This window comes from Vibrio sp. 1249-1, assembly GCF_033340495.1.
On record NZ_JAWOWJ010000008.1, the window covers coordinates 1 to 25044 of the forward strand.

The following is a 25044-nucleotide window of genomic DNA, read 5'->3' on the forward strand; positions in this document are numbered from 1 at the left end:
TCAGAAGTGAAACGAAATAGCGCCGATGGTAGTGTGGGGCTTCCCCATGTGAGAGTAGGACATCGCCAGGCTTTAAATTTAAGAAGCCCGCTCGAAAGAGCGGGCTTTTTTGCATCTATAGAGTTTTAAAATTAGCTCACTTTATACCTATGTTCATCTAAGGTGCGATATACTTGCTCTCTGCAACCTTCCAAAAGGCTTTAACAAGCGGATTCTCCAGCTGAGTTTTGTTGCAGCAAACACCAAGTTTAAAAGGTTTAATTGGTAAGACTTTTAAACGATTTATCTTTTCTCTTACCGGACTGTTGTTGATTACAACATCAGGTGCGATACCTACTCCACACCCCAATGCAACCATACTTACGATGGCTTCATGTCCGGAAGTTTGTGCGTAAATCTTTGGCTTTATTTTCATTTGTTTGAGCCAAGTATTGGCCCTGTCCCTTGCCGTCCCTGCTTCTGGGAGTATGAATGGAATGACCGACCAGTCTGGTTTTTCTTTTTGTAGCTCTTCAGCAAACGCACTAACCCCAACAGGTGCGATGACAGAAAGTGGGATTTCACTGATCGTTTCAAATACGATTTTATTTGGCATCTGTTCTGACTTGGCTGATATGGCAATATCGGCTTCATCTGCTAGTATTTTGTCGATCGCTTGAGCTGGATCGCCGGTTGATAGTTTGAACTCAATGAAAGGGTTCTGAATACGAAAGTCAGAGATTAGCTCCGGAAGATGGCTGTAGCTTGCAGTAACAGAACAAAAGAGACGGATTTCTCCTTTCAATTCATCCTCGGTTCCCTTCAGATGACTCTGATACTGCTGCCATTCGCCAAGAATCTTTAAGGCGACTGGGACTAGCTTTTTACCTTGGATAGTTAAATCAACGCTACGGTTGTCGCGTAAAAACAATTGTTGGCTGGTTTCCTCCTCTAATTTTTGTATCTGTCGGCTTAAGGCTGAAGGGCTAATATGCATTGCCGCTGCGGTCTTGGCGAAACTTTTACTCTCACAGAGATGAATGAAAAGTTGCAGGCTTTTGATATTCATTAAATTTTCATTTCCATGTTGCATAAATTGCAATAACTAATTGTGAATATATCACTTTAAGCAATCTCATGTCTGTTTTAGTATGAAGTTATTCGGTAAGGCAATTACTGACCTCAATGGAAGAATCTCAAAGGAGCACCCTGATGGCTAATTATTTCAATACCCTAAACTTGCGCGAGCAGTTGGACCAATTAGGTCGTTGTCGTTTTATGGACCGCAGTGAGTTCGCTTCAGAAGCGGATTATCTGAAAGGTAAGAAAGTAGTCATTGTAGGTTGTGGTGCTCAAGGTCTTAACCAAGGTCTGAACATGCGCGACTCTGGTCTAGACGTTGCTTATGCGCTTCGCCAAGCCGCGATTGATGAGCAACGCCAGTCATTCAAAAACGCAAAAGACAACGGTTTTGAGGTAGGTAGCTACGAAACGCTAATTCCACAAGCTGATCTAGTAGTAAACCTTACTCCAGATAAGCAGCACACAAACGTTGTTGAGACGGTAATGCCGTTAATGAAAGAAGGCGCAGCACTAGGTTACTCTCACGGTTTCAACGTTGTTGAAGAAGGCATGCAAATCCGTAAAGACCTAACGGTAGTAATGGTTGCACCTAAATGTCCAGGTACGGAAGTTCGTGAAGAATACAAGCGCGGTTTCGGTGTACCGACTCTTATCGCTGTTCACCCAGAGAACGACCCAAAAGGTGAAGGTTGGGATATCGCGAAAGCTTGGGCTGCAGCAACAGGTGGTCACCGTGCAGGCTGTCTAGAGTCTTCTTTTGTTGCTGAGGTGAAATCTGACCTAATGGGTGAGCAAACTATCCTTTGTGGCATGCTACAGGCTGGCTCTATCGTATGTTACGAGAAGATGATTGCTGATGGTATCGATCCTGGCTACGCTGGTAAGCTTCTTCAATACGGTTGGGAAACCATCACTGAAGCACTGAAGTTTGGTGGTATCACTCACATGATGGATCGCCTAACTAACCCTGCAAAAGTGAAAGCATTTGAGCTTTCTGAAGAGCTAAAAGAACTGATGCGTCCGCTATACAACAAGCACATGGATGACATCATCACCGGTCACTTCTCTAGCACTATGATGGCTGACTGGGCAAACGACGATGCAAATCTACTAGGCTGGCGTGCAGAAACAGGTGAAACTGCTTTCGAAAACTACCCAGAAACTGACGTAGAAATCTCTGAGCAAGAGTACTTCGATAACGGTATCTTGATGGTTGCTATGGTTCGTGCGGGTGTTGAGCTAGCATTCGAAGCGATGACGGCATCTGGCATCATCGATGAGTCTGCTTACTACGAGTCTCTACACGAGCTGCCACTTATCGCAAACACTATCGCACGTAAGCGTTTATACGAGATGAACGTGGTTATCTCAGACACTGCGGAATACGGTAACTACCTGTTCGCTAACGTAGCAACGCCGCTTCTACGTGAGAAGTTTATGCCAGCCGTAAATACTGACGTAATTGGTAAAGGTTTAGGTGAAACGTCTAACCAAGTGGATAACGCGACTCTTATCGCTGTGAATGAAACAATCCGTAACCACCCTGTAGAGTACATCGGTGAAGAGCTACGTGGTTACATGACTGATATGAAGCGTATCGCGGTGGGCGGCTAAATGACTCCATTTCGGTGTCGAAGGTGCTCGTTTACTATCGTAAAGTCCGCGCCTTCTCCTAGAAATGAAACCTTAATACAGCGTAATTTACTTAGTCTCAAGTAACGCAGTAGATAAACTCCAGGCAGACTGGAGTGATAAATACAAAATAAAACACAACATCTAATCAAAAGGCTTGGTCGCCGTTGACCAAGCCTTTTTGTTTTTAGCCGATTTATCTGCGCGCCGATAAGAAAAACGCTCCTTTGTGAGGAGCGCTTTGATACTTATTTTTCAGCAAGCTTTTCTTCAAGTTGCGCCAACTTCTGTTCCATTTCTGTTAGCTTTTGACGTGTACGTAGTAAAACTTGAGTTTGAACATCAAACTCTTCGCGACTTACAACATCTAGCTTGTTTAGCTGGCCTTGGATTACTTGACGAACTTTCTGATCGACATCAGAGCCCAATTCTTTTACAGGTTGAGGCATTGAGTCGTGAATCTGTTTAGCAATTTGCTCTAATTTCTTTGGGTCAAACATAGTGGCTAAAACTCCTTTTGATTTGTCCTCATTTTAAGTAAATGATACGTGAAAGTCGCCACTTAGATGGCAAAAAAGAGAGCGGCAATAAAAAAGGCCACCGAAGTGACCTTTTTGAATGCCTTAATAGCTTATCTGTTATCCGCTAATTCACGATGAGCTGCTTTCGCTTCGTCAACTCGCGCTAACTTCTCCAAGTCTTTGTCTTCAACAAATACTGGCAGAGGTTTGTGTTTTTCAGCTAGGTAGCTGTAAATCACAGGTAGTACGAATAGTGTGAACAGTGTACCGATTGCAAGGCCTGCAACGATGACGATACCGATACTGAAACGTTGCGCGGCACCTGCACCTGTTGCGTACATCAGCGGGATCAGACCTGCGATCATCGCTGCAGTGGTCATTAGGATAGGGCGAAGACGCACTTTCGCAGCTTCCATCACCGCATCAATACGAGACAGTTTATTATGTAACTGCTCTTCTTTGGCTACTTCACAGATCAAGATACCGTGCTTGGTTATTAGGCCGACCAGCGTGATCAAACCAACCTGCGAGTAGATGTTCATCGAGGCTGTACCCCAGGCCAATGCGATCAAGGCACCACAGATTGCCAGAGGTACAGATACCATGATGACAATAGGGTCGCGGAGTGATTCAAATTGAATCGCCAGAACGAGGAAGATGATCGCAAGTGCAAGACCGAAGGTTGCATACAAGGCACTACCTTCCGTTACAAACTGACGAGATTCGCCCATGTAATCGTGGTTATAGCCTGCAGGCAGCTTGGTTTGTGCAATATTCTCAAACCAGTCGATTGCGTCACCCATAGCAACACTAGGCGATGGTACTGCACCCACAGTCGCTGAGTTTAGCTGGTTGAAGTGTGGCAAAGAGCGAGGCTCAGCCACCACATCGATAGTAATCAGACTGCCTAATGGAACCGCTTTACCATCTACAGAGCGTACATAGTAGTTCTTCATCGATTCTGGGTTTAGACGCCATTTACGCTCAACTTGAGGAATCACCTCATACGAGCGACCATTCAGGTCGATTCGGTTTACATAACCATCTGCCATCATGGTGCTGAGAGTGATGCCAATGTCTTGCATCGTCACACCGTAGGCACCCGCTTTGTCTTTATCGATCTTGATCTTCATCGTTGCTGAATCGTAGTTCAAATCAAGGTCGGAATAGACAAACATTGGGCTACTTGCAACATCGGTTAGAATATCGCTAGCGATAGTAAACAAGCTCTCGAAGCTATTTGGTGTTGTAATTACAAACTGAACAGGTAGACCTGAGCCTGCACCTGGAAGCTCTGGCATTTGGAATGCAGTGACAGACATACCAGGCACACTTGATACTAGGCCACCCACACGTTTCGTGATTTCAGATTGGCTTGCCTCTCGTTCACTCCAAGGCTTCAATGTTGCTAGGCCAAACGCTTGGTTTGAGTTTGGTACACCATTAAAGACCTGCGCGTATTCCACCTCCGGTTGATCTGAGAGTATTTGGTTTACGTCATCCATGGTATTTTGGATATAGTCCAAGTTCGCGTTTGATGGGGCGGTACCCATCAGCATGACCACACCTTTATCTTCAGATGGTGCTAGTTCGCTAGGAATAAACTTGAACAAGACCGGTAAGCTTGCAAATACAATGATTGCAAACGCAATAACAACCGGACGATGAGCCATTACCGCTTTCAACATGCCTTCGTAACGAGTGGTCATGCCATCAAGGATATGGTGAACTTTTTGCTCAAACTTGCTTGGCTTCTCGTTCGCCTTCAGCATCTTCGAACACATCATTGGTGATAGTGTCAAAGCGATGATGCCGGATACGAATACTGAACCTGCCAGTGTCAAAGCGAACTCTTTGAACAATGAACCGGTGATACCACCCATCAATGCGATCGGTGCGTACACTGCACCTAGCGTCAATGTCATCGCGATAACTGGAACCGCAATTTCACGTGTACCAATGATTGCAGCTCGGAATGGTGATTCCCCTTCTTTGATGTGACGGTCAACGTTTTCTAGTACAACGATCGCGTCATCCACCACCAGACCGATGGCAAGCACCATCGCCAGTAGCGTCATCAAGTTCCAAGAGAAACCCATTGCCTGCATCACCATTGCCACACCAATCAATGAAAGTGGAATGGTCACGATAGGAATGATTACCGCGCGGAATGAACCTAGGAACAGTGTGATAACCACAAGTACGATTACTGCTGCTTCAAGAATCGTTTTCACTACTTCGTGAATCGATTCGTTGATGGCGATAGTTGAGTCGTACATTACGTTCATTTTGATGTTACTTGGTAGGTTGCGCTCAAGCTGAGGCAACAGTTCAAGTACGTCTGCTGCAATGTTGATTGGGTTAGCACTTGGCGCTGCGTTGATCGCCGCAACCACAGCTTCTTGACCGTTTGCACTTGCGCGATAAACGTCGTGACTCTTCTCTAGCGTTACTTTAGCGATATCACCTAGGCGGATGACATCCCCTTCACCAGTTTTCACGACCAATGCTTCAAGTTCAGCAACGTTTGATACCTGAGTATCTGCGCTACCGTTATAAAGCACGAACTCACCCGTCGCTTGACCGGTTGCAGATTGGTAGTTGTTGGCGTTAAGAACGCTCATCACATCGGTTGCGGTAAGCTTCAAAGCGCCCATTTTGGCAGGATCTAACCATACGCGCAGTGCGTACTTCATACCACCATACAGGTCAACTTTGGACACACCGTTTACGGTGAACAACTGCGGGTTGATTACACGCTCAAGGTAGTCAGTGATCTGGCTTGAAGATAACTCGTCACTCGTAAAGCCGATGTACAGTACCGCCGTTGTCGAACCTGTCGACATGGTTACGGTTGGGTCTTCGGCTTCTTTTGGTAGCTGTGAACGTACCGAGTTGGTTTTCGCCAGAATGTCAGACAACGCCGCATTTGGATCAGTATTCAACTTCATGTTGACAGTAATGGTCGATTTACCCAGTACCGATTGCGAAGTCATGTAATCAATATTATCGGCTTGCGCTACCGCTTGCTCCAATGGCTGAGTAATAAAGCCTTGGATCAAGTTGGCACTTGCACCGTAGTAACTGGTGGTCACGGTGACCACCGTATTCGTCATTTCAGGGTATTCACGAACCTGCATTTTGAACACCGCTTGCAAACCAAGCAATGCAATCAAAAAGCTGATCGATACCGCTAAAACTGGACGTTTTATAAAAACATCTGTAAAGCGCATGATGCCTCCAACTTAAAGCATTGGTGTTTCAGCAGGTGGGGTAGTTGCATCGCTTTCGACAATGCTTACTTTCGCATGGTTACTCAAACGGACTTGACCCGATGTCACCACTACATCACCTGGCTTCACGCCTTCTAGAATGTGTGCGATATCTTTAGAGCGTTCGCCAACTTTTACCACATGCTGCTTAACGCGTTTTTCGCCATCTTCTTCTGTTACGATATAAACATTGTCGCCATACAGCGTAAATGTGATCGCGGTTTGAGGTAGCGTGACCTGATTTTCTAATTTAGGCAGAATGATGTTTGCACGCGCGAACATACCACTACGTAGTTTGCCGTCACTGTTAGGGATATCCGCTTGAACTTGAATCAAACCACTTTGTACGTTTACAGCTGGTTCAATCGCAGAAATAGACCCTTTGAAAGGTTGGTCTGGATAAGCGTCAACAAAGATATCCACTTCTTGATCGATATTGATACGTGAAATATCGGTTTGTGGCACGGTGAAGCGCAAGCGCATCACGCTGGTATCTTCAAGGCGAACAATATCGGTGCCCGCCTGTAGGTACTGACCGAGGTACACGTTACGAATACCTACCACACCATCAAATGGCGCTTTGATTTCACGTCGGTCGATGGTTGCTTTCAGGCTTTCAATATCCGCTTTTAAGGAGAAGTAGTTTGCTTCTGCTTCGTCATACGCTTCTTTAGAAATAGAGCCTTTTTTGAATAGGCCTTGGTAGCGTTTGTATTTCGCTTCTGCCGCTGGCAACTTAGCTTGCGAGCTCTTCAAATTTGCTTTTTCGACTTCAGAATCAAGCAACACTAATGGCTGACCCGATTTAACTTGAGTACCGGAATCAAACGCGATTTTATCGATAACACCGCTCGTTTCGTTCGCTACCGTCACGCCTTGGTTTGGCTCGATAAAACCAATTGCCTCGATGACTGGTACCCAATCCACCGCTTGCACTTCTGTCACGGTTACTGGGAACTCAGGTTCAGGACGGTTTGCCATGTATTCAGCGATCTTTTGTTGCTTAAATAAATTGAAACCTATCACGCTGCCGAACAAGAGAACGGCGATAAGTAACATAAAGAAAGTCCACTTTTTCATTCTATTAAGAACTCCAAGTTAGTGTTTAATAATTGCATCCCAACTGGCTTCAATAGCGGCCTCTAATGCCGTCTTATCCAGTTGATAAAATCCCAAAGCGTGTTTCCGAGCAAGTGCAACACTTGCCTCAAAACTTAATCCAGAAAGTACTTCGTTATCGAGAAGCTTGAATACTCCCTCGTCTTTACCCTGATTAAAAAGAAGATCTACTTGGGCAAACATTTGTCTCTCAAGTTCCCGAGCTTTGCTACTATTTGAACAGGGTAAAGACTCATATTGGACTCGGTTGCTGATCGCACTTAAGTTCGAGCTCGCTAAATTCCAAATATTGAGCCACATGGTTCGATAACGCTGTTTTAAAGGCATCTCTTCACTAACACCTAGTTGCACCGCAGTAGCAACACGCTTAGCAACGTTAAGGCGTAGTTCCTCTAAAAGATGTTCTTTATCTGAGAAATAACGGTAAATCGTCCCTGCTGCGACACCTGCCTCATTGGCGAGCTTTTGCATGGAAAGCCCTTGAAAACCAGATTCAGCAATGAGTTGTTCAGCAGCGACTAAGATTTGTTCTCGTTTATCTACAGCAGGGTTATCCTTCATAATGTCACCCTTTAGTGAATGAACGTTCATTCATTATAGCTTAAATACCCGCCATTTATGCAACAGAATATTGCACTTAATTGGTGTAAAAATTACAAGAAATCAGCATAGCTTTCACGAGGCCACCCCTTTATCATAGGCGCCACATTCATCACCCGCAGAGAATTTCTATGAAGCTGAACCCTAGTCAAGATGAAGCCGTGAAATACGTGTCTGGTCCATGCCTAGTGCTAGCTGGTGCTGGCTCGGGCAAAACTCGTGTTATTACCAATAAAATCGCTTATCTGGTTCAGCAATGTGGTTACAAAGCGCGTAACATTGCGGCGGTGACGTTTACCAACAAAGCAGCACGTGAAATGAAGGAGCGTGTAGGTCAAACGCTAGGGAAAGGTGAGTCTAAAGGTTTGATGGTATCAACATTCCACACTTTAGGATTGAACATCATCAAGCGTGAGTACAAGCATTTAGGGTTGAAAGCGGGCTTCTCACTGTTTGATGACCAAGACCAGCTAGCTCTGCTCAAAGAGCTTACTGAAAAGCAGCTTGATGGTGATAAAGATCTGCTACGTCAGCTTCTGAGTTGTATTTCCAACTGGAAAAACGACATGTTGACGCCAGAGCAAGCCAAAGCGCGTGCGCAAGGTGAACAGCAACAATTGTTTGCGTTCTGTTTTGATATGTACCAAAAGCAAATGAAAGCCTATAACGCGCTTGATTTTGATGACCTAATTTTGATGCCCGTTTTACTCTTACGTAATCATGAAGACGTTCGTCAGCGTTGGCAGAATCGTATCCGTTACCTACTGGTTGACGAGTATCAAGATACCAACACGAGTCAGTATGAGCTGGTCAAATTAATTGTCGGAGAACGTGGACGATTGACGGTTGTAGGGGATGACGATCAGTCTATTTATTCATGGCGTGGTGCGAAACCTCAGAACCTCGTGTTGCTGGGTGAAGATTATCCGAATTTGCGTTTGATTAAGCTAGAGCAAAACTACCGTTCAACGAGTCGAATCCTGCGCGCGGCCAACATTTTGATAGCTAACAACCCTCACGTCTATGAGAAGTCCTTGTTCTCTGAAATTCCTGACGGTGAAAAACTCAAAGTGTTGTTGGCTAAAAATGAAGAGCACGAAGCAGAGCGCGTAACGGGTGAACTAATTGCGCATAAGTTCCTAAACCGTACCGAATATAAAGATTATGCGATTCTATATCGTGGTAACCACCAATCACGTTTGATTGAAAAGTCTCTGATGCAAAACCGTGTACCGTATAAAATTTCTGGCGGCACCTCGTTTTTTGCGCGCGCAGAGATTAAAGACATCATGGCGTATTTGCGCGTTTTGGTTAATCCGGATGACGACAATGCATTTTTGCGCATTGTGAATACTCCACGACGTGAAATTGGCCCAGTGACGTTAGAGAAGTTAGGCAGTTATGCCAATATGCGAGGCAAGAGCCTGTTTGAGTCGAGCTTTGAAATGGGGCTCGAACAGCACCTAACGGGACGTGGCCTAGAAAACCTGCGTCGTTTCACCCAATGGCTAGTGGCGATTGCTGATCAAGCTGAGCGTGGTGATACCGTCGAAGCGGTTCGTTCGCTAGTTCGTGATATCCATTATGAAGATTGGCTATACGAAACTTCAGCAAGTCCGAAAGCCGCTGAAATGAGAATGAAGAACGTTTCTGACCTTTATTCCTGGATAGTGGCGGACCTAGAGGGTGACAACTACGATCAAGAAGAGAAAACGTTAAAAGAAGTCGTTCAACGTTTGACCTTGCGTGACATGATGGAGCGCGGTGAAGAAGATGAAGACAGTGATGCAGTACAACTGATGACCTTGCACGCATCAAAAGGCCTTGAGTTCCCATATGTATACTTAATTGGGTCCGAAGAAGGTATTTTACCGCACCAAACCAGTATTGATGAAGATAACGTGGAAGAAGAGCGTCGCCTGATGTACGTTGGTATTACTCGAGCGCAACGTGAACTGACTTTCACTATGTGCAAAGAGCGTCGGCAGTTTGGCGAGTTGATCAAACCTACTCAAAGCCGCTTTTTGGATGAGTTGCCATTTGATGACGTTGAATGGGAAGTAAACAAAAAGCCAGTATCAGCAGAAGAGCGTATGGCGAAAGGTCAAGCACACATTGCCAATATTCGAGCAATGTTTAAGAAGTAAAGTAACCTTGTTCTCACTGACTAAAAACAAAAAGACTTGCCAACTGGCAAGCCTTTTTCGTTGATGTCTTTACTTATAGACCTTCAATCATGTGGTCAATTGCTGCGATGATTTCATCGTCAGAACAGTCCATACAGGTTCCTTTGGCTGGCATCGCATTGAAGCCTTCTAATGCGTGCTTCACTAACGTATCTTTGCCTTGTGCAATACGTGGTGCCCAATCATCGGCATTACCTGTTTTAGGTGCGCCGTTTACACCAGATGCGTGACAAGCAATACAAAAAGTACCATAAACTGTGGCGCCATCACGTGGACCGGTTGGTTCTTCTTTCACTGGCTCAGAACCTGCTAGATAAACATCACCGACAGGTTGGATGCGTTCTGCGATCGCATCGTATTCAGTTTGGCTGATGTCAGAAGCTAAAGCTGCCGTAGAAAACGTTAAGGCAGCGAACAAAACGCTAATCATTTGTCGAGACATATCCATTAAACCCACTTCACATTCCCGAGGTAAGTGACTTACCTATTTATATAGTTAGAGTATTAATGCCGAGCAGAGAAATCATTAAATTCCACTGAATGGCATAGAATGATTAGACAACTTGGTTGCAGCTGTTAAATCAATGTAAATAATGGGTGATTATATCCCGATAACTTGTTGCAATAAACAACAAGTTATCCATGACAGGGCGTGAATCACATCAAAAATCCACTTTAACGGAAGATAACTGTCGAAAAAGAGACCAAACGATAAAAAAAGTAAAAAAAGTACTAGACGGCATAGTGTGATATCCGTATTATTCCACTCCGCCGATAGGGCATGCGCCCGTAGCTCAGTTGGATAGAGCGTTGGCCTCCGGAGCCAAAGGTCGAAGGTTCGAATCCTTTCGGGCGTACCATTGCCTCGGAGGATACATCGGTAAAAATCAGTGGTGGCTATAGCTCAGTTGGTAGAGCCCCGGATTGTGATTCCGGTTGTCGCGAGTTCAAGTCTCGTTAGCCACCCCATTCTTTCTTTTTTAGATTGAATGCGGTAGCATTGCTCCCAATCTTGATTTAATCAAGATAAAACATCGTCGGTGAATAGCGCAGCTTGGTAGCGCATCTGGTTTGGGACCAGAGGGTCGGGGGTTCGAATCCCTCTTCACCGACCACTATTTAGTTTATGGCTATATAGAGCGGTAAACAGAAAAAATTGATGGTGGCTATAGCTCAGTTGGTAGAGCCCTGGATTGTGATTCCGGTGGTCGCGAGTTCGAATCTCGTTAGCCACCCCATTAATTAAGGTGATTTCTTAGTTGAAGTGTCCTGTCTGATTTGAGAAAATCAGCAAATACAGTTCGGTGAATAGCGCAGCTTGGTAGCGCATCTGGTTTGGGACCAGAGGGTCGGGGGTTCGAATCCCTCTTCACCGACCACTATTAGAAAGCCTGCTTTTTAGCAGGCTTTCGTCGTTTTAGAGTTTATGATCTCGCTTGGACTGTATTAGTCGGTAATGTATCAATGGATTTGAACCCAAGTGGGGTTCGCCTGAAGTTAGAATTCGGCTCTTCACCGACCGCTATTTAGAGCCTCAGTCGAAAGACTGGGGCTTTTTTGCATCTCTCCTGAAAAGAATCGGCATTCCATTTCAATTTTTCCCCAAAGTGTACAGCTCTAGGGGCTTTTGACCACCTATGATCCAAATGCTTTTCGAGCTGACAAAATAAACCCCAGAGCAGTGTCTGGGGTTTTGTAGTTTTCTAATCCGCTGCTTTTATTGGGCGAGTGTTTTAAGGATTTCTTTCAGTTCTACCGTTTCTTGGATTTCAAAACTTGGCGTTATATCCGTTGAGTTACTTGCGCCTGTCGCATTCACCCACACACTCAAAATGCCCATATTGTTAGCGCCAGCAATGTCAGCAGGTAAAGAGTCGCCCACGTGTAGAGCCTCTTCTGGTTTTACTTCGACCAAGTCGAGCGCTTTTTGGAAAATACTTGTAGCAGGTTTCTCTTCTGGCTCTTCTCCTCCCACAATAATATGGTCCACCCAGTTGCTCATTTGTGTCGCGTTTAATTTAGGGTGTTGAGAAAAAATCGGGCCGTTAGTGATCACGACGAGTTTGTAATGTTGACGAAGGTCGCTGAGCATTTCTTTTACACCAGGGAAGAAGGTGAACGCGCCCATACGTGCAGAGTCAAAGTAGTCTTGAGCTTGTTGAGCCTCTTTTGCAGTGATGCTGACGCCTTGCTCCGCCAAGATGTTTTGGATCAGGCCACAACGGAAGGCATTTTCATCGGGTAGCAGAGCCACAAGGTGAGGGAACTCAGCATTCAGCTTTTTGTATACACCCTGTAAGTAGCGCTGCAAAAACGCTTTTGGCTCGGTAACTTGTGGGTAGGTCTTATGAATCCAAGTTGTAAACGCTTGTCCTGCAACTTTATCGGCTTGTGACGTTGCACATAAAGTCTCGTCCATATCAAAAAAAATCGCTTTAAGCACAGGGGCTCCTTTTATTTACGGCTTGGCTTTGACACTGTTCATCTATTATCCCACTCTCAATTGTGTCGTAAAGGGTTAAAACCGGCGAGTTTTCTTATGACGTACGAATGAGGATAGCGGTACTTTCCTTTTGCTTAGTCAATAAACCGCTTAAGTGACGCATATTCTGCGTTGGAGCAGGATTTGTGTGGTTTTGCTGTTTTGTTCACGTTTTGACCTATCCTTTCTCTTCCTAAGTTTGGCTTTTTGTATTTGCCGACTATTTTATTAATAGTTTTTTATGTTGAAAAAACACTTTTTGCATATGATATTGTTTGTTAAATGTTAATAAATACACATGAATAATGCGGTTAATGATTTTGTTTAGTTCATGTTTACTTTTAGAGCATTTTTCTAGTTTTATTGGTGCATGACGCACAAAAATAGTGTGATATGAAAATGGTTAAATACTTGTTAATGCATTTTTATTCGCTAATTGTGCGTTTATTTAATGTTTTTTCGGCGGAATATACTTTAATTGTTGCTTTTTTGTGTGATTTTTGCCAAATTATTTCCGCATTAAGATTTCAGAGTATTATTCTGAATTTGAACGGATTCATTCAGGTTATGAATGGTGCCTTTGGCATGATTCGATACCACAGACAAGGCAGTAGAGGTCTGAAATGTCACTATTAGAAGTGAAAAACCTTCGTATTGAATACCCATCCCGACACGGCGTTCACGCTGCCGTGAAGTCACTTTCTTTTCATATTGAACGTGGTGAAATCGTGGGTGTTGTTGGCGAATCAGGTGCGGGTAAATCCACCGTTGGTAACGCTGTTATCGATTTGCTTAGTCCCCCAGGTCGCGTTGCTAGCGGTGATGTATTCTTGGATGGAGAAAAAATTTCTGGCCTATCACCAGAAGCGATGCGTAAGGTTCGCGGCTCGAAAATAGGTTTTATTTTCCAAGATCCGATGACCTCGCTCAATCCACTTTTTACTGTTGAGCAACAGCTGAAAGAGACGATCCACGCTAACATGAAGGTCTCTGATGAAGAGGCGTATCAGCGCGCGCTTTCTCTTATGCAGCAGGTTGGTATTCCGCAACCAGAAAACCGCTTAAAACAGTACCCGCACCAATTCTCTGGTGGTATGCGTCAGCGTGTTGTCATTGCTATTGCTTTGGCTGGTGAGCCTGATCTCATCATCGCGGACGAACCAACTACGGCGTTAGACGTTTCTATCCAAGACCAAATCCTCAACTTGATCCGCGAGCTGTGTATCAAGAACAATGTCGGCTGTATGTTGGTTACTCACGATATGGGTGTCGTCTCCAACGTCACCGATCGCGTGGCGGTAATGTATCGTGGTGACTTGGTGGAGTTTGGACCAACAGCCAAAGTATTGGGTGATCCTGATCACTCTTACACTCGCAGTCTAATTTCAGCGGTACCACGTTCAGACAGAAAGCTAGATCGTTTCCCGTTAGTAAGCTATATCGAAGAAGCGGCGGAAATGGAGCCACTCGATATCAAGAACCACTGGTTAGGACAAAGCCAAGATGAGCGTGAGTACACTGGCCCGCTTTTGGACGTGAAGAACGTCAATCTTCGCTTTGTGACCAAAGACTCTTTGTTCGAGAGCCGCCGAGAATACGTGCAAGCATCTAATAATGTGAGCTTTGAAGTGCACGAAGGCGAAACCTTTGGTTTGGTGGGCGAGTCTGGTTCAGGTAAATCGACCATTGCACGTGTGATTGCTGGTTTATACCAACCTAACTCTGGTCAGGTGAAATTCGAGGGCATTGACCTGACCGCTTTAACCTCTGAGAAAGAGCGCCGCCCGATGCGTCGTCAAATGCAGATGGTGTTCCAAAACCCGTATACTTCAATGAACCCTCGTATGAAGGTATTCGATATTATTGCTGAGCCAATCCGTTTCCATAAATTGACGAAAAACGAGTCGGAAACTCGCCAAATCGTGAATGACCTATTGGATCATGTTGGTTTGGGTCGAATGGCTGGGCTTAAGTACCCTCATGAATTCTCCGGTGGTCAGCGTCAGCGTATTTCTATTGCGCGTGCGTTGGCGACTCGTCCTCGACTTTTGATTTGTGATGAACCGACCTCAGCACTGGACGTATCGGTACAGGCACAAATTCTAAACTTGCTGAAAGATCTGCAAAGTGAGCTGAACTTGACTATGTTGTTTATCAGCCACGATTTACCTGTTATTCGTCAGATGTGTGACCGAGTAGGTGTGATGCAAATGGGTACACTTTTAGAAGTGGCACCAACAGAACAGTTATTCACGGCACCTCAACACGAATACAGCAAAAAATTGATTTCTCTGATGCCGGAGTTTACTGGCTTGCGAGAAGAGATCGAAACGGCATAAACCAAGCAATTCGCTTGGCTAACCTTTAGTCATAACAAAGACGCAAACACAACAACAAGGGATCCGTATCCCCGCATGAAGGAGTTATGCAAATGAAAACCATGAAAAGCAAATTAGCAGTGGCGCTAATGGCTGCGGGCCTAAGCTTTAACGCAATGGCAGCAGATATCAAAGTTGGCTATGCAGCTGACCCAGTATCGCTTGACCCACATGAGCAGCTATCAGGTGGCACACTGCAAATGTCACACATGGTATTTGATCCGTTGGTTCGCTTTACTCAAAAAATGGATTTCGAGCCTCGCCTAGCAGAAAGCTGGGAACGTATTAACGATACGACTGTTCGTTTCAAACTGCGTGAAGGTGTGAAATTCCATTCTGGCAATACTCTAACGGCTGACGACGTCGTGTGGACGTTCCAGCGTTTACAAAGCTCTCCTGACTTTAAAAACATCTTCGACCCGTACGAAAAAATCGTCAAAATTGACGACAACACGTTCGATTTGGTTACTAAAGGTCCATACCCACTTATTCTGCAAACGGCGACGTACATCTTCCCTATGGACAGCAAGTTCTACACGGGTAAAACCGCAGACGGCAAAGACAAGTCTGAGCTAGTGAAGCACGGTAACTCATTTGCATCGACTAACGTATCTGGCACGGGTCCATTCATTGTGACTTCACGTGAACAGGGCGTAAAAGTGGAATTTGAACGCTTTAAAGATTACTGGGACAAAGAGTCGAAAGGTAACGTTGATAAGCTAACGCTTGTGCCAATCAAAGAAGACGCAACTCGTGTAGCAGCGCTGCTTTCTGGCGGTGTTGACATGATTCACCCTGTAGCGCCAAACGACCACAAACGCGTTGAAGATGCTGACGGCATCGACCTAGTTACGCTACCTGGTACTCGTATCATCACGTTCCAACTAAACCAAAACAGCAACGAAGCATTGAAAGACGTTCGCGTTCGCCAAGCGATTGTTCACGCAATCAATAACGAAGGTATCGTGAAGAAAATCATGAAAGGCTTCGCAACGGCCGCTGGTCAGCAAAGCCCGGCAGGTTACGTAGGTCACGATGACAAACTGGTTCCTCGCTACGATCTGAAGAAAGCGAAAGAGCTGATGAAAGAAGCGGGTTACGAAAATGGCCTGACGCTAACGATGATCGCACCAAACAACCGTTACGTGAACGATGCGAAAGTAGCACAAGCGGCGGCGGCAATGTTGTCTAAGATCGGTATAAAGGTTGATCTGAAGACCATGCCAAAAGCGCAGTACTGGCCTGAGTTTGACAAGTGTGCGGCAGACATGCTGATGATCGGTTGGCACTCAGATACAGAAGACTCAGCGAACTTCAACGAGTTCCTAACTATGACTCGTAACGAAGAAACCGGTCGTGGTCAGTACAACTGTGGTTACTACTCAAACCCAGAAATGGACAAAGTGGTTGAAGCTGCGAACGTAGAGACGGATCCTGCGAAACGTGCAGAAATGCTGAAGGGCGTAGAAGCGACACTATACAACGACGCAGCATTCGTACCGCTACACTGGCAAAGTGAAGCATGGGGCGCGAAGTCTAACGTGAAAGCGGCAGATATCGTTAACCCAATGGTAATGCCTTACTTCGGTGACCTAGTGGTTGAATAATCACGGTTAGTCGACTTTGAGGAGGGATGGATTTCCCTCCTCAACTTAAAGCACTCGACTCAGTTTTGTTTCAGTCGGATTGAGTTGGTTATTTAGACTGAATTTTCTCTCTAATTTAGAGATCTATGGATAGTTAAGGGGCAAGGAATGTTTTCGTTTCTGGTCAAGCGCCTGTTTCAGGCACTGATAGTGATGTTTGTGATCAGTTTGGTGGCGTTTGCCATTCAGGACAACCTGGGTGATCCGCTGCGTGAGCTTGTAGGTCAGTCGGTTTCGGAATCGGAGCGTAAAGCGCTACGCGACGACTTGGGCCTGAACGATCCCTTTATCACAAAGTACACGCGCTTTGTGGGTAATGCACTGCAAGGTGATTTGGGTACCTCATATTTTTTCAAGCGACCTGCGGTTGAGGTGATTCTCGACAAGCTGGTAGCTACATTAGAGCTCGTGTTTGGCGCGACGCTTATCATCATTGTTTTCTCTATTCCGCTTGGGGTGTACTCTGCGATTCATCCTAAGAGTGTTTTTACCAAATTTGTCATGGCGATGAGCAGTGTCGGCATCTCGATTCCGGTGTTCTTAACCGCAATCATGCTGATGTATGTCTTCTCCATAGAACTTGGTTGGTTGCCTTCCTATGGGCGAGGTGAAACCGCTAACGTACTCGGTTGGGAATCTGGCTTCTTTACCATTGATGGTATCAAGCACCTCATCCTACCTTGTATTGCGCTAGCGTCTATCATGCTGCCGTTGTTCATCCGTTTGGTACGTTCAGAAATGCTGGAAGTTCTGAGTTCGGAATACATTAAGTTCGCCAAAGCAAAAGGTTTGAACTTACAAAAGATTTATTACCAACATGCACTTAAGAACACCATGCTACCAGTATTGACGGTAGGTGGCGTGCAGATTGGTACCATGGTGGCCTACACCATTCTTACTGAAACCGTCTTCCAATGGCCGGGCACTGGCTTCCTTTTCCTAGAGGCAATCAACCGTGTAGATACACCGCTGATCACTGCCTACGTTATCTTTGTTGGTCTGATCTTCGTGGTAACCAATACCATCGTTGACTTGCTGTACGGCATCATCAACCCAACTGTGAACCTAACTGGAAAAGGAGCTTAATCATGAGCCAATCAAATTTAACACCAGCTCCTGCTCCATCAGCGTGGCAGCGTTTCAAAGAGTCAGATTTTCTGTATTATTTCAAACGCGACAAAGTGGCGATGGCGAGTTTTACCGTCTTTATGATGTTCTTAGTATTGGCATTGGCTGCACCGATTCTTGCGCCAACAGACCCGTACGATCTGACGTCTATCGACATCATGGATTCTGAGTTGCCACCTTCGTGGATGGAAGATGGCGATGAACGCTTTGTGTTGGGTACTGACGAGCAAGGTCGCGATATTTTATCGACCATTCTTTACGGTTCTCGTTTGTCTTTGACGATCGGCTTTTTAGCCGTCGGTCTTCAGTTGATTCTGGGTATCATCATTGGTTTGTCGGCGGGTTACTTCGGTGGTCGTATCGATAGCTTCTTGATGCGCTTTGCGGATGTTCAACTATCGTTCTCGACCATGATGGTGGCGATCATCGTCTCTGCAATCTTTAAAGCCAGTTTTGGCAGTGATTTTTACAGCCAATATGCGGTGGTCATGCTGGTGGTGATCATCGGTGTGGCAGAATGGCCGCAATACGCACGGACTATTCGTGCCTCGGTATTGGCAGAGAAGAAGAAAGAATACGTCGAAGCGGCGCGTGTGATGGGCTTTAAAGCTCCGCGAATCATGTTCCGTCACATTCTGCCGAACTGTCTATCGCCAATCTTGGTTATCTCGACGGTACAGGTAGCGAACGCGATCATGTCGGAAGCGGCGCTGTCATTCCTAGGTTTGGGTCTTCCTGTTGATCAGCCGTCACTAGGTGCGCTGATCAGCATCGGCTTTAACTACATCTTCTCAGGTGCGTGGTGGATTACTGCCTTCCCAGGCATCGTGTTGGTTACACTGGTTCTGGTTATCAACTTATTGGGTGACTGGTTACGAGATGTATTCAACCCGAAACTGTACAAAGGTTAAGAATTTTCCCACCAAGCGTTGTAAATTCGCTTAATTCCTTCCTAAACTGAGAGCCGGATGCAAATTCCGGCTCTTTTTTTGCTAGTTATTCTTTGTTCACATTTTTTTGGCGCTTTGCCGCCATAATGACCTTACCCACTAATTTAGAGTGAAGTGTATGGAAATGAAGAAGGCACAACACCCATCTCGTATCTTCCAAGCAAGCCTAGCTTTCGGCTTGTTGCTGGTATGCGCCCAGTTTTCTAGCCCAGTATCGGCGGAGGAGTTCCTTTGCCAAGCCACTCAAGCCAGCGAGAAAGAATTACCGATGCTTGAGAAAACGTGCCCAATTGGTAACGGAGTATGGGGAAAGAAAGTGCCGCAGGGGGGCAACTACCTTTACTGGATTCAATGCGGATTGCTACCCAAGCCTATGTCTCTCGCGAAAGCTAAGCCTCTCTATAGTAAAATCACGACTGACGTATGGATGAAGCCTGAATCCAAAGGCTATCGCTGTTTGATTGGACCTTACAAGGCATTGTCTGATGCGAGGGATGACTTACGAGGAGTCAAAACCTTGTCGAATTACAAAGAGGCGTTCATCCGAGTGGTTGGGAAAGGGACGAAACAACCAGTAACACCACCTACACCTAAATCTACTGTATCGTCGAAATCAGCCGCATCTTCGGTTAAGCCAACACCGACGGTGACCCCGAAACCCGCGCCAGTTCCTGCTGTGCGAGCTGATACCGACGCCTTTAAAGCGCGGGCAGAGAAGCCAGATACCAAGGCAAAAAGTTCACGTGATAGCTCTTCGTCTACGCCTGTTGCTAAGACCAAAGCGAAGCCAATTGTCACTGGAAATGATGACATTGAAGTTCGGTTGAGAACTTCAGTACAGGGCAAAACGTACGTGGTCCCATATTTACTCGATCACCATAATCAGTTTTACATGGAACATGGTAAGCCGTGGAACCGCCTCAACTACGAAAACTCGCACAAAGTATGTCAGCAACTGGGTATGAACTTAGCTAACCCTGCAGAGTTTAAAGCGCTGAGGGCGTCTGGGGTGATGGAAAAAAATCAATGGCCACTGCAACTGCCGTATTGGGGCAAAGATAAGAAAGGTTTGTTCGCCGATCGTGAGCCCAATCAGCTCACCGGAACCTCATTATTGAACGTGGTGTGCGTGAAATAACGACTCAGATATTGCGGTCAAAATATAGAAGAAAGCCCCGAGTTCGGGGCTTTTTTGCGGTCTCAAATATTATCGCTATTTGAGTGGCGTTTCTTTGTGACAGTTAGAGCAGATATACACTTCTTTGATGCCGACCAATCGTTCCCAAAATGTTCTGCGTCTTCTACGCAAATGCACGCTATCACAGCAAGGGTTAACGATGGTTGCTTTAGTCATCATCACCAGGCTCCAAAATCGGTAGTGAACTCGCGATGCTTGTCATGGCTTCTTTGCTGTTAGAGTACAGACCATATTCCGGTGCGGATTCATGACCGTTTTGTTCTTTACTCCAACGAATACCAATATAAAAGTCACCAAAATCGCGGTTGATGTAACGATGACGAGTTTTGTAATCTGACTCTGAGCCTGTTTCTTCTAGAATCAGCAGTTCACGGTCTTCATCATTCTGGATTTCCCAATTACCTGGAGTTTGGAATCCTGTTGGCATGAACGAAGTGTAGTTGTAAGTATCAGTGTCGTATTCGTACGCACCTGACGAGTATTTCAGGACTGTGTCGTCGCCTGTGCCATTACTTTCTACCATCAAGTCATGCTCTAACGTGCCGTGTTTGATGTGTTCTGCAACCGAAAGTGATTCTGCAAATGGGGTATTGCTTGAGTCCATCCAGAACAGCTCATCATCTGAGATTTTAACGATCATTTGAGTGCCGTTATGCTCGGTTTTGTGCTGGTACAACATTTCATACTCGTCGCCGTAGCTGTTGTATAGCTTACCGTCTTTCAGCTCAACGTCGTTACAGTCTTTATTGTTGTATTCCGTGTAACCAGTTTGTTGGTCCAGATCGGCAAGAATGGCGTAAGCATCGTGTTCCCATGTGTCTTTTAGGAAGTCACTGATGTTCGCTTTGTACTCTTGATTCATCTCATCGTGGTTTGAACCCCAGCAGAATAGTAGGCCTTCAGAATCTTGCATCAGCATGGCGTAGCCGATTTCACCGTCTTTTTGAGCGAAGCTACCCATTTTCCATTCTTGACCGTTGAAGTGCTCGTGAGTGAAGCCCAAAGTCGGTACTACTGGTGGTGGCGTGACGCCTTCGATAACCGTTGGCATGCTGAGCGCAATTTGTACCGCGGTATGGCCATCTGTTGCGCTAATCGCCAGTACTGCTCCAGCTTCACCTGCTTTTGTTGGTGTGCCTTTAATGGTGATAATTGCATTACCATCCTCAGATACTGTTAAACCTTCAATGTCTACATAGTCCGCTGAGTAGTCGGTAATTTGACCGTCTTTATCTTGGAACAAACCAGAAATATCGAGTGTTTGTTCAAACACTTCACCTTGTTGTAGGTACCAACCATCAACGATGGACTGCAGACGCGCTTGTTCTGTTTCTACAACCATTGGTGGTAAGTTTGCCGATTCGATTTCGAACTGAAATACGGTGCTTACCGTACCCAAAACCTTACCTGACGAATCAATGTCTTGCGCCGTTAGAACAATCTCAAAATCACCAGCTTTCTCTACGATTGCAGTTGGATGTAGAACAATCAGGTTGCCAGTTTGCACAACTTCAATGCCTGTGCCTGCAAAGCTGTGCGTCAGTTTGGTTGTCACAAGGTTTTGGTCTTTGTCTGCAAATAGACCTTCAATGTCTAGCTCTAAGCCATCAAAGTCCACGCCTTGTACGATTTTTGGTAGTTTTTCTAGCTTATCTTTAGCTGCCTTTTCGACGATTTTGTTTATGGTTAGCTTGTTATTAACTACCGTTTCAGGTGCTAAGGTGTCGCTGTCTGGGGTCGCGTCAGTGATGATTGGACGTAGATTTGGGTCATTGATGTTTTCGCCAGATGCAACAAGACGTTCCACTTCTTGGTTTGCCGCTTGAGCAAACTCCGTGGCTTTTTTCTCGTAGTTCGTTGGGTTTTGTGCTTTCGAGTCGGTCAGAATCTGAGCGGTTTTATGTAGTTCGGCGTTTTTTGTCGCACCTTCAACAAAATCACTGTACAGATCAATTGGTGCTTCTTCTGAGCCTCCTAGCGCTTGGTTTACTTTCGCTTTCGCATCTTCTTCACTAATGGCTGGATCTTTTGCCATTTCAATCGCCACAAGATCCGTGATAGGTGAAATCACGTTTGACGATGTTGGTGCACGGAATACGATTTCGTGCGCCATAGCTTGGCCTGGATGATCCATATCAACCGTGTATTTGCCAGCGTACTCTTTCGCATCCAAGGCGATGAGCTGTTTCTGCTTTGAACCGTTTGGTGTGATGGTCTGTAGCGCTAGAGTGCTTTCTGGTTTTGCATCCAATTTCAGTTGACCTTTCTCATCGGTCAGACCAAGGAATGTTTCTTGAGTGTCCCATTGGCCGTTGTTGTTCGTATCTTCAAAAACAACGGCATGCTTGAAGTAGCCGTCAAAACCTGTGATCACAACGCCGTCGTTAGCACTGTTTGAACCACCATCTGAACCGCCACAGCCTGTAAGAGCGATAGCCACTGACGCTGCTAGTAAACTCACCTTATTCATTATTTATTTGTCCTTGTTTCGTTTCCGAATGAGAAAGTCGCTTTTTTTATTATTTTTTTCTTTATATCTCACTAGTGAGATATAAGAGAGTGGTGTCTTTTTAATGACTATTGAGCTTAGGTTCAAGACACGAAAATCCGCACAAAACCCGTAAAATTTATTTCTATTTTTTGTCTATGGTGGAAAATTGATAATTTGATCACGGTTCCAGTTTTGTTTTTGGGATGATTGTTTTGTCAAAATAACCATATGTAAATAAAGGTTTATTGGGTTTTGGTAAGGGCTGGGGCGTGATAAATCATGTTGATCTTAAACTCCTCAACGCGATCTGCAAATTGAGGGTGAGGTTTAAGCACATAACTGTAGACTTCGCCTGGAATGAATATGTCGTAATCTGTGTATTCAAGGTTGTAAAACATAAATGTTCGTTGCCAGTAATCATCTGGCCATTCAGCACAATGTATTGGAGTTACGCCGTCAAAATCCATTGAACTAGAGATAATATCGGCAAACTCGCCTCGCCCCGCTACGATAGAGCTGTACCAGTAAAATAAATAATCATGACAAAATAGGTCATATTGATTTGATTTCATATTGAGATCAGAGTCCAGCTTGTGCACTGGTTCGTTACCCTGAACACTTTTATCAAATATGTAGTTGCTAGCAGTCCCGTTTATGTAACCTCCTCCTGAAATTGGGAAGAGGTAGTCAAACGACGTTCCTTGATATTCGTACTCGCCAGTGTGGACATTGATGCGCTTTTCCATGGACTGCTTGTTCTTTTGCATGGTATAGCTTTCGAATTGTTTACCATCAAACACGGTGGTGAAGTAGTTCCGAGTATCTTCATGAACCTGAGATGGGTATTCTTTTTTGATGGTCCAAATTTGGCGTACACCTTGGACATAAACGATCAACGAGTCATCACTGATTTTGTACTTGCCCACTTTTTTCAAGTCTCCCTTTTCAGGACACTGGCGTTTGTTGTGTGAGGCGGCATAACTTACTTCGCCCCCCTCAAACTGAAAGGCCTCGCAATACACCACTTCATACGCGTACGCGATACCGGCAAGATTTTGTGTCGTCTCTAGGCGATAAACTACATCGCCAACTAACGGGTGTTCTGTGTCATTTTGATCGGGTGTGATAACGGGTAACTCAAAGCGCGTTGTGACCCATGCATGATCGCTATTACCGTGATAATCATCGCGCGCTGCTACCGCCAAATATGTGGTGGTTTTTATTTCCTCAGGCGCTCCTTGCACCATCATTTGTCCTTGGTTGAGGACTCTTAACCCATTGGCGTTTTCAAGCCAAATCTGAGTGGTGAGGAGATCGCCATCTGGGTCTTCAAAAAGCTGGTTAAGGTTGAGCGAATAACTCACCGGAGAGTTTTGTTTCAGCTCCCAAGCATAAATAATGGTTTGTAGCTGCTGTTCCACAGTGAGGTTGATGATGGGTTTATTATTCTCTGATGGGTCCTCTTGTGGTCGGCTGTTCTTATCACCCAATGCTGACTCGTAAAACGTGTTGTCTTCTGTGGTATGAAATGGATTCGTAACAGGGCCTGGTTGTCCTAAAAGGGCGGAGTTAAATGCGTCATCTCCCGTTTTTTTAGGAGTGCGATCCAACGCAGAACCTGTCAACGCTTGCTTTACTTCAACTAAAGATGTGCGCTCATATTGACGATGTGCTTGCTGGGTTGACTTGTCGGCGTTGTCTGACGAGTCTTTCACAGATGCCAAATTGTGTTTGTTTGAAATGAAGTAAATACCGAACAAACCGACGCATACTGCGCCGATTATCCAAAGCTTTTTGTTCATGATTACGTGTGCGCCATTCGTGATTGTAGCCAACTGCGAGAGAATTTGAGGTCTTTCTCTATCAGGCTTGCGCTGCACTCGAGTAGCTCACTGATTTCTTGGTTTTTCATGCCCATTAAATACTTGAGTTTGAGTGCGCTCGATTGGCGTGGATAGCGGCTACTGAAACTATCCAGAGCTTTATCCATGATAATCAATTGCTCGAAACGATCTTCTTCATCTCTCATCAATGTAATGTGTTGACGCTTTTGTGCTTGGTGCGAGCGTGCGTTATCGATCAAGATTTGACGCATCACTTTGGCGGCCATCAAAAAGAAATCACGTTTTGTTTCAATTTCACTCATGTCGCAGTTGGACATTTTCAGGTAAGCATCATGAATTAATGCCGTGGTGCTGTTGACGCTGTCTGCCAATACTTTGTTGTCGGTGCCGTACTTTTCTGCATTTCGTTCACGCTCGTGTTGGGCGATCTTACGCAACTGTAAATAAGCAAACTGATAGAGTTCGCTCTCAGCTCGTTTATCACCAGATTGCCATTGTTGAATGATTTGTGTCAGTGCTACTGCTGTTGCCATGG

General features: G+C 45.2%; 18 protein-coding genes and 5 tRNA genes. 12 read left to right on the top strand and 11 right to left on the bottom strand.

Annotated elements, in window-relative coordinates; translation table 11 throughout:
• Positions 1 to 157: 157 nt before the first annotated feature.
• Positions 158 to 1048 (bottom strand): HTH-type transcriptional activator IlvY, encoded by an 891-nt coding sequence (ilvY, locus tag R7Z50_RS15330; RefSeq protein ID WP_065274984.1) that lies wholly within the window; start codon positions 1046 to 1048, stop codon positions 158 to 160.
• Between the two features lie 143 nt (positions 1049 to 1191).
• Here ilvY and ilvC point away from each other — a divergent pair, with 143 nt between their 5' ends.
• On the top strand, positions 1192 to 2676 hold the full coding sequence (ilvC, locus tag R7Z50_RS15335; RefSeq protein WP_005379098.1) for a ketol-acid reductoisomerase: 1485 nt from the start codon (positions 1192 to 1194) through the stop codon (positions 2674 to 2676).
• Between the two features lie 266 nt (positions 2677 to 2942).
• On the opposite strand, the gene ubiK is transcribed toward ilvC, so the two are convergent.
• From ubiK to R7Z50_RS15355, 4 genes are all read right to left on the bottom strand, one after another.
• Positions 2943 to 3194, bottom strand: a complete 252-nt coding sequence (ubiK, locus tag R7Z50_RS15340; RefSeq protein ID WP_005379099.1) for a ubiquinone biosynthesis accessory factor UbiK — start codon at positions 3192 to 3194, stop codon at positions 2943 to 2945.
• 131 nt (positions 3195 to 3325) lie between these two features.
• Positions 3326 to 6448 (bottom strand): multidrug efflux RND transporter permease subunit VmeD, encoded by a 3123-nt coding sequence (gene vmeD, locus R7Z50_RS15345; protein WP_005379100.1) that lies wholly within the window; start codon positions 6446 to 6448, stop codon positions 3326 to 3328.
• A gap of 12 nt (positions 6449 to 6460) precedes the next feature.
• Positions 6461 to 7567, bottom strand: a complete 1107-nt coding sequence (gene vmeC / locus R7Z50_RS15350) for a multidrug efflux RND transporter periplasmic adaptor subunit VmeC (protein WP_005379101.1) — start codon at positions 7565 to 7567, stop codon at positions 6461 to 6463.
• 18 nt (positions 7568 to 7585) lie between these two features.
• The gene (locus R7Z50_RS15355; RefSeq protein ID WP_005384254.1) at positions 7586 to 8167 is read right to left on the bottom strand and encodes a TetR/AcrR family transcriptional regulator; all 582 of its coding nucleotides are present in this window, start codon (positions 8165 to 8167) and stop codon (positions 7586 to 7588) included.
• Between the two features lie 170 nt (positions 8168 to 8337).
• Between R7Z50_RS15355 and rep the strand changes: the two genes are divergently transcribed.
• Positions 8338 to 10353, top strand: a complete 2016-nt coding sequence (rep, locus tag R7Z50_RS15360) for a DNA helicase Rep (RefSeq protein WP_005379104.1) — start codon at positions 8338 to 8340, stop codon at positions 10351 to 10353.
• A gap of 73 nt (positions 10354 to 10426) precedes the next feature.
• Here the strand turns inward: rep and R7Z50_RS15365 are convergent, their stop codons facing one another.
• Positions 10427 to 10840 carry a c-type cytochrome gene (locus tag R7Z50_RS15365; protein WP_005384252.1) on the bottom strand — a complete coding sequence of 138 codons (414 nt, stop codon included), beginning with the start codon at positions 10838 to 10840 and terminating at the stop codon, positions 10427 to 10429.
• Positions 10841 to 11175: 335 nt separating this feature from the next.
• Here R7Z50_RS15365 and R7Z50_RS15370 point away from each other — a divergent pair.
• The 5 genes from R7Z50_RS15370 (at position 11176) to R7Z50_RS15390 (ending at position 11771) form a co-directional block, all read left to right on the top strand.
• Positions 11176 to 11252, top strand: a tRNA-Arg gene (locus tag R7Z50_RS15370).
• A 33-nt stretch (positions 11253 to 11285) separates the two neighbouring features.
• Positions 11286 to 11361, top strand: a tRNA-His gene (locus tag R7Z50_RS15375).
• A 69-nt stretch (positions 11362 to 11430) separates the two neighbouring features.
• A tRNA-Pro gene (locus tag R7Z50_RS15380) sits at positions 11431 to 11507 on the top strand.
• 47 nt (positions 11508 to 11554) lie between these two features.
• Positions 11555 to 11630 (top strand) — tRNA-His (locus tag R7Z50_RS15385).
• A 64-nt stretch (positions 11631 to 11694) separates the two neighbouring features.
• A tRNA-Pro gene (locus R7Z50_RS15390) sits at positions 11695 to 11771 on the top strand.
• A 338-nt stretch (positions 11772 to 12109) separates the two neighbouring features.
• Here R7Z50_RS15390 and R7Z50_RS15395 read toward each other — a convergent pair.
• Positions 12110 to 12835, bottom strand: coding sequence for an HAD family hydrolase (locus R7Z50_RS15395; protein ID WP_005379107.1), 726 nt, complete (start codon positions 12833 to 12835; stop codon positions 12110 to 12112).
• A gap of 662 nt (positions 12836 to 13497) precedes the next feature.
• On the opposite strand from R7Z50_RS15395, the gene R7Z50_RS15400 reads away from it, so the two are divergent.
• The 5 genes from R7Z50_RS15400 (at position 13498) to R7Z50_RS15420 (ending at position 20114) form a co-directional block, all read left to right on the top strand.
• Positions 13498 to 15213 carry a dipeptide ABC transporter ATP-binding protein gene (locus R7Z50_RS15400; RefSeq protein WP_005379108.1) on the top strand — a complete coding sequence of 572 codons (1716 nt, stop codon included), beginning with the start codon at positions 13498 to 13500 and terminating at the stop codon, positions 15211 to 15213.
• 92 nt (positions 15214 to 15305) lie between these two features.
• Positions 15306 to 16859 carry an ABC transporter substrate-binding protein gene (locus R7Z50_RS15405; protein ID WP_065274986.1) on the top strand — a complete coding sequence of 518 codons (1554 nt, stop codon included), beginning with the start codon at positions 15306 to 15308 and terminating at the stop codon, positions 16857 to 16859.
• Positions 16860 to 17006: 147 nt separating this feature from the next.
• A complete protein-coding gene (locus tag R7Z50_RS15410) occupies positions 17007 to 17984 on the top strand; it encodes an ABC transporter permease (RefSeq protein WP_262591978.1) in 978 nt (325 codons plus the stop codon).
• A 2-nt stretch (positions 17985 to 17986) separates the two neighbouring features.
• A complete protein-coding gene (locus R7Z50_RS15415) occupies positions 17987 to 18937 on the top strand; it encodes an ABC transporter permease (RefSeq protein WP_005384239.1) in 951 nt (316 codons plus the stop codon).
• A 157-nt stretch (positions 18938 to 19094) separates the two neighbouring features.
• The gene (locus tag R7Z50_RS15420) at positions 19095 to 20114 is read left to right on the top strand and encodes an SPOR domain-containing protein (protein WP_213908236.1); all 1020 of its coding nucleotides are present in this window, start codon (positions 19095 to 19097) and stop codon (positions 20112 to 20114) included.
• 75 nt (positions 20115 to 20189) lie between these two features.
• Here R7Z50_RS15420 and R7Z50_RS15425 read toward each other — a convergent pair whose 3' ends face one another.
• The 4 genes from R7Z50_RS15425 to R7Z50_RS15440 form a co-directional block, all read right to left on the bottom strand.
• Positions 20190 to 20333, bottom strand: a complete 144-nt coding sequence (locus R7Z50_RS15425) for a hypothetical protein (protein ID WP_155486777.1) — start codon at positions 20331 to 20333, stop codon at positions 20190 to 20192.
• Positions 20323 to 22644, bottom strand: coding sequence for an acid phosphatase (locus tag R7Z50_RS15430; protein ID WP_065274988.1), 2322 nt, complete (start codon positions 22642 to 22644; stop codon positions 20323 to 20325). The genes R7Z50_RS15425 and R7Z50_RS15430 overlap by 11 nt, the downstream gene beginning before the upstream one ends.
• 263 nt (positions 22645 to 22907) lie before the next feature.
• A complete protein-coding gene (locus R7Z50_RS15435) occupies positions 22908 to 24467 on the bottom strand; it encodes a hypothetical protein (RefSeq protein ID WP_318149140.1) in 1560 nt (519 codons plus the stop codon).
• Between the two features lie 2 nt (positions 24468 to 24469).
• A complete protein-coding gene (locus R7Z50_RS15440; protein WP_005379118.1) occupies positions 24470 to 25042 on the bottom strand; it encodes a sigma-70 family RNA polymerase sigma factor in 573 nt (190 codons plus the stop codon).
• Positions 25043 to 25044: the final 2 nt, after the last annotated feature.

Bases quoted from the DNA above. Each gene is read 5' to 3' on its own strand.
- vmeC (WP_005379101.1), bottom strand. From the start codon at position 7,567: ATGAAAAAGTGGACTTTCTTTATGTTACTTATCGCCGTTCTCTTGTTC.
- R7Z50_RS15410 (WP_262591978.1), top strand. From the start codon at position 17,007: ATGTTTTCGTTTCTGGTCAAGCGCCTGTTTCAGGCACTGATAGTGATG.
- R7Z50_RS15365 (WP_005384252.1), bottom strand. From the start codon at position 10,840: ATGGATATGTCTCGACAAATGATTAGCGTTTTGTTCGCTGCCTTAACG.
- vmeD (WP_005379100.1), bottom strand. From the start codon at position 6,448: ATGCGCTTTACAGATGTTTTTATAAAACGTCCAGTTTTAGCGGTATCG.
- R7Z50_RS15355 (WP_005384254.1), bottom strand. From the start codon at position 8,167: ATGAAGGATAACCCTGCTGTAGATAAACGAGAACAAATCTTAGTCGCT.
- R7Z50_RS15405 (WP_065274986.1), top strand. From the start codon at position 15,306: ATGAAAACCATGAAAAGCAAATTAGCAGTGGCGCTAATGGCTGCGGGC.
- ilvC (WP_005379098.1), top strand. From the start codon at position 1,192: ATGGCTAATTATTTCAATACCCTAAACTTGCGCGAGCAGTTGGACCAA.
- ilvY (WP_065274984.1), bottom strand. From the start codon at position 1,048: ATGAATATCAAAAGCCTGCAACTTTTCATTCATCTCTGTGAGAGTAAA.
- R7Z50_RS15425 (WP_155486777.1), bottom strand. From the start codon at position 20,333: ATGATGACTAAAGCAACCATCGTTAACCCTTGCTGTGATAGCGTGCAT.
- R7Z50_RS15420 (WP_213908236.1), top strand. From the start codon at position 19,095: ATGGAAATGAAGAAGGCACAACACCCATCTCGTATCTTCCAAGCAAGC.
- R7Z50_RS15400 (WP_005379108.1), top strand. From the start codon at position 13,498: ATGTCACTATTAGAAGTGAAAAACCTTCGTATTGAATACCCATCCCGA.
- R7Z50_RS15430 (WP_065274988.1), bottom strand. From the start codon at position 22,644: ATGAATAAGGTGAGTTTACTAGCAGCGTCAGTGGCTATCGCTCTTACA.
- rep (WP_005379104.1), top strand. From the start codon at position 8,338: ATGAAGCTGAACCCTAGTCAAGATGAAGCCGTGAAATACGTGTCTGGT.
- R7Z50_RS15435 (WP_318149140.1), bottom strand. From the start codon at position 24,467: ATGAACAAAAAGCTTTGGATAATCGGCGCAGTATGCGTCGGTTTGTTC.
- R7Z50_RS15440 (WP_005379118.1), bottom strand. From the start codon at position 25,042: ATGGCAACAGCAGTAGCACTGACACAAATCATTCAACAATGGCAATCT.
- R7Z50_RS15415 (WP_005384239.1), top strand. From the start codon at position 17,987: ATGAGCCAATCAAATTTAACACCAGCTCCTGCTCCATCAGCGTGGCAG.
- ubiK (WP_005379099.1), bottom strand. From the start codon at position 3,194: ATGTTTGACCCAAAGAAATTAGAGCAAATTGCTAAACAGATTCACGAC.